Origin of the sequence: Moorena sp. SIO4E2 (genome assembly GCF_010671945.1) — a bacterium.
GTDB lineage: Bacteria > Cyanobacteriota > Cyanobacteriia > Cyanobacteriales > Coleofasciculaceae > Moorena > Moorena producens.
Genome location: NZ_JAAHIE010000615.1, coordinates 1 through 3,968 on the forward strand (window position 1 = coordinate 1; position 3,968 = coordinate 3,968).

The 3,968-nt window shown below is 43.5% G+C and carries 5 protein-coding genes and 1 pseudogene; all 6 read left to right on the forward strand.

Annotated features, from left to right (window positions below; all coding sequences use genetic code 11):
* Positions 1-297: 297 nt before the first annotated feature.
* Positions 298-471, forward strand: coding sequence for a transposase family protein (locus tag F6K37_RS34115; RefSeq protein WP_287255204.1), 174 nt, complete (start codon positions 298-300; stop codon positions 469-471).
* A 62-nt stretch (positions 472-533) separates the two neighbouring features.
* Positions 534-1,381: pseudogene (locus F6K37_RS34120) on the forward strand (ISAs1 family transposase).
* 87 nt (positions 1,382-1,468) lie between these two features.
* On the forward strand, positions 1,469-1,804 hold the full coding sequence (locus F6K37_RS34125; protein WP_287255206.1) for a hypothetical protein: 336 nt from the start codon (positions 1,469-1,471) through the stop codon (positions 1,802-1,804).
* Positions 1,805-1,918: 114 nt separating this feature from the next.
* On the forward strand, positions 1,919-2,419 hold the full coding sequence (locus tag F6K37_RS34130) for an REP-associated tyrosine transposase (protein WP_502887798.1): 501 nt from the start codon (positions 1,919-1,921) through the stop codon (positions 2,417-2,419).
* Between the two features lie 285 nt (positions 2,420-2,704).
* Complete coding sequence (locus tag F6K37_RS34135) at positions 2,705-2,887, forward strand: hypothetical protein (RefSeq protein ID WP_287255209.1); 183 nt, start codon at positions 2,705-2,707, stop codon at positions 2,885-2,887.
* Positions 2,888-3,096: 209 nt separating this feature from the next.
* Positions 3,097-3,968 (forward strand): formylglycine-generating enzyme family protein (locus F6K37_RS34140; RefSeq protein ID WP_287255213.1); only part of this gene is annotated, 872 nt, incomplete at its 3' end.

Below are 3,968 nucleotides of genomic sequence, written 5' to 3' on the forward strand. Positions count from 1 at the left end.
TCAATTCTTACCCCACAAAGGCGTTTGAACTCCTGGTTAGTTAAATCTTTAACTTTTTGATAGGTCATTATTTTCCCTTATACTGACCCATTTATATCTTTTTTATTGGACTTTTGCAAGAGGTCTATGGTAAGATAAGATGCTAAGGCACAAGAGGGAGGATGTCGCTTAGGCAGAACATTTGTACTAAATATAATGCCCCCTCATGGGTTTAAGCTTGCTCTGATGGTACATAGTTCATTTGTTCTGCAATGCCAGACCGGCTCCCGGCACAAGGGCACAAGAGAATCAACATCGATGGGTCAAATTGCTATTTTAGAAGCCTTTTCTGATTTACCAGATGCTCGTAGAGGGCAGGGAAGAAGACACTCAATGGCTCTATGTCTGGCTATCTTTACCCTAGCAGTCGCTGCAGGGAATAAAGGATTTTTAGCGATCGCTGATTGGATTGAAACAATCGTGAGGAGTTGAGCCAATTGTTTCAAGTCAACCGACTGCCATCATACAGCACAATCCGCCGAGTGTTACTGAATATGGATTACTCAGATTATTCAGCTTCGCTCGCTTGCTTTTTCGAGATCACTCCGGAAGCGGGAGAGACTTTAGGGGTAGATGGGAAAGTTTTGAGAGGGTCATTTATGGTCGAACAAGACAATCCACATTGCGATCGCCATCCCGCAATTATGTTAGTGAGTGCCTACTTGGTAGAGAGAGGATTAATTCTCAAGCCTGATATGGTTGTCAAAAAAACGAATGAGATTAAGGCAGTGCCAGAGTTTATCAAAGCACTAGCACTCAAAGGCGTGGTTTTTGCCTTTGATGCCATAAACACCCAAAAAAAACTTGTCAGCTGATCATCGATAGTGGGAATCACTATATAGCAGCCCTTAAAGGGAACCAACCAAAACTTTTTGCAGCCGCCCAACAGCAGTTCGTTCCTCAGCAATCTTTTGAACAGATCAATAAAGGACACGGTCGAATAGAAAAACGAAGTGTTAGTATTTGCCAAGTTACCCAAGGTTTGCCTTCTTGGCCTGGATTAGCTACCGTGATTCAAGTTCAGTCCCGACGGATTACTACAAATACTGATCAGACCCAGATCCGATACTATATCTCTGACTTGAAAGAAACGGCTGAACAATTTGCCAAGCGGATTCGAGGCTATTGGGGCGTAGAGAACAAAGTTCATTATGTCAGAGATGTCACTCAGGGTGAAGATAAATCTCGTATCAGGACAACTCCTCTGGTACAAATTTGGGCGATCGCTCGTAATTTAGCTCTGAATCTTTATCGAGATGCAGGGTTTGACAACATGGCTCAAGCACAAAGAAAATGCCAATTTGGGCTTAAGCATATTTTGGCACTTTTTAGAATGAAATAGCCCTGGGCAAGATGCTAGTTCTACAAGTAATAATAATATCACTGGCAAGATGCCAGTTCTACAAGTAATAATAATATCACTGGCAAGATGCCAGTTCTACAAGTAATAATAATATCACTGGCAAGATGCCAGTTCCACCTTTATAATCACTGGCAAGATGCCAGTTCCACCTTTATAATCACTGGCAAGATGCCAGTTCCACAATTAATCATATTTTACTGGCAAGATGCCAGTTCCACAATTAGTAATATATCACGCGGCTTGATGTCAGTTCCACAATGGATATGTGAAGATAACTTAACTAAACCCAAGCCAGCTGATGAAGCACCAATCACCGGGAAGAGGCTTGGAGGCTGTCTTAACCCAATATTAATGATTCTAACTAGCAAGATGCTGGCAGTAACATACTCTGTAGAAATGTAACTAATGACTACCCCCAACCGTCCCTCCTCTGGGGCAAAGGCTTCGAGGCTGTCTCAATCCAATATTAATGATTATGACTGGTTTGATGCCAGTTCAATAAATTATACCAGTTATATCAGTTTCCTAAAGTCTCGAAATCTTAAAATTAGCCAAAGAAATCTTCCTCACTGGGAATTAGCAGGAGCAATTTACTTTGTGACTTTTAGTACTTGGGAAAAGCTAGAGTTGACCCCAGAAGCCAGACAAGTAGTGCTAGATTCCTGTTTATTCTTCAATAACCAAAGGTACAAAACCTATGCTGTTGTAATTATGCCGGATCATGTACATTGGTTAATGCAGCCTTTACCAAAATCAGCTCAGAAATATTGGACCTTAGCTAGTATTATCCACAGCATTAAAAGCTATAGTTCTAAGCAAGTTCCTAAAGTAATGAATCATATCGGTATTGTTTGGCAATACGAGCGATATGATCGCATTATGCGAGATGAAAGAGAATTTTTAGAGACATGGAACTATATCAGAGAAAATCCTATAAAAGCTAATTTATCTGAGATTGCTGAAAGATATCCTTTCTTCTGGCAAATGGATAGTGTAGAGAAATATTCTGTAAAATAATCTATGGTGGAACAGGCTTCCAGCCTGTGTCAATAATTGTGTAGTGGAACAGGCTTCCAGCCTGTGTCAATGACTGTGTGGTGGAACAGGCTTCCAGCCTGTGTCAATAATTGTGTGGTGGAACAGGCTTCCAGCCTGTGTCAATAATTGTGTGGTGGAACAGGCTTCCAGCCTGTGTCAATGACTGTGTGGTGGAACAGGCTTCCAGCCTGTGTCAATGACTGTGTGGTGGAACAGGCTTCCAGCCTGTGTCAATAATTGTGTGGTGGAACAGGCTTCCAGCCTGTGTCAATAATTGTGTGGTGGAACAGGCTTCCAGCCTGTGTCAATAATTGTGTGGTGGAACAGGCTTCCAGCCTGTGTCAAGCTCAATCAACTAATAATATTGTTACTGGCTTGATGCCAGTTCTACACAAGATGCCAGTTCCACTTCTAGAACCACTGGCAAGATGCCAGTTCCACTTTTAGAACCACTGGCAAGATGCCAGTTCCACTTCTAGAACCACTGGCAAGATGCCAGTTCCACTTCTAGAACCACTGGCAAGATGCCAGTTCCACTTCTAGAACCACTGGCAAGATGCCAGTTCCACTTCTAGAACCACTGGCAAGATGCCAGTTCTACTACTAATAATATTATCACTGGCAAGATGCCAGTTTTACATCAGTTAAACCAAACAATGGTGATGCCAGAAAGAAGTAAAGAAGAACAGCAATCACAACTTAATATCACACGCCATCAGCGACAAATTCAGTACTTTGCTGAAGACTTGGGAAATGGTATCACCTTGGACATGGTTGCCATCCCCGGTGGCACTTTCGTTATGGGTTCCCCAGAAACCGAAGAGGGGCATACAGACAGTGAAAGTCCCCAGCATCAAGTCACCGTTAAATCCTTCTTCATGGGCAAATACCCAGTTACTCAAGCCCAATGGCAAGCCGTGGCTGCCCTACCCCAAGTCAACAGAGAACTTAAACCCAATCCATCCTATTTTAAAAAGGAAGACCGACCTGTAGATACAGTCTCTTGGTCTGATGCGGTAGAGTTTTCTGAGCGGCTGTCACAGTATACGAAACGCCCTTATTGCTTGCCCAGTGAAGCCCAGTGGGAGTACGCCTGTAGAGCCAAAACAACGACCCCGTTTCATTTTGGAGAGACGATTACAACAGAGTTTGCTAACTACAATGGAACAGATGATCAACACGGTGGTTGGAAAGGGTCTTATGGTAACGGGCCATCAGGGATTTATCCTAGAAAAACCACCCCAGTGGGGAGTTTTGGGGTAGGCAATGAGTTTGGACTCTACGATATGCATGGGAATGTATGGGAGTGGTGTGCAGACCATTGGCATGATAACTATGAAGGTGCGCCGACAGATGGCACTGCCTGGCAAGATGAACCCGATAGCAATAATGAAAATGATCATAAATATCGGGTGTGGCGGGGTGGTTCCTGCTACACCTTGCCTAAAAACTGCCGTTCTGGGTCTCGCGGCGTCTTTAATCCGGCCTTGAGGCACCTCGTCGGCAATATTGGTTTTCGTGTGGTGTG

What these genes read in the sequence shown, in the direction of transcription:
- F6K37_RS34115 (WP_287255204.1), top strand. Translation starts at nt 298, where the DNA reads ATGGGTCAAATTGCTATTTTAGAAGCCTTTTCTGATTTACCAGATGCT.
- F6K37_RS34125 (WP_287255206.1), top strand. Translation starts at nt 1,469, where the DNA reads ATGCCAGTTCTACAAGTAATAATAATATCACTGGCAAGATGCCAGTTC.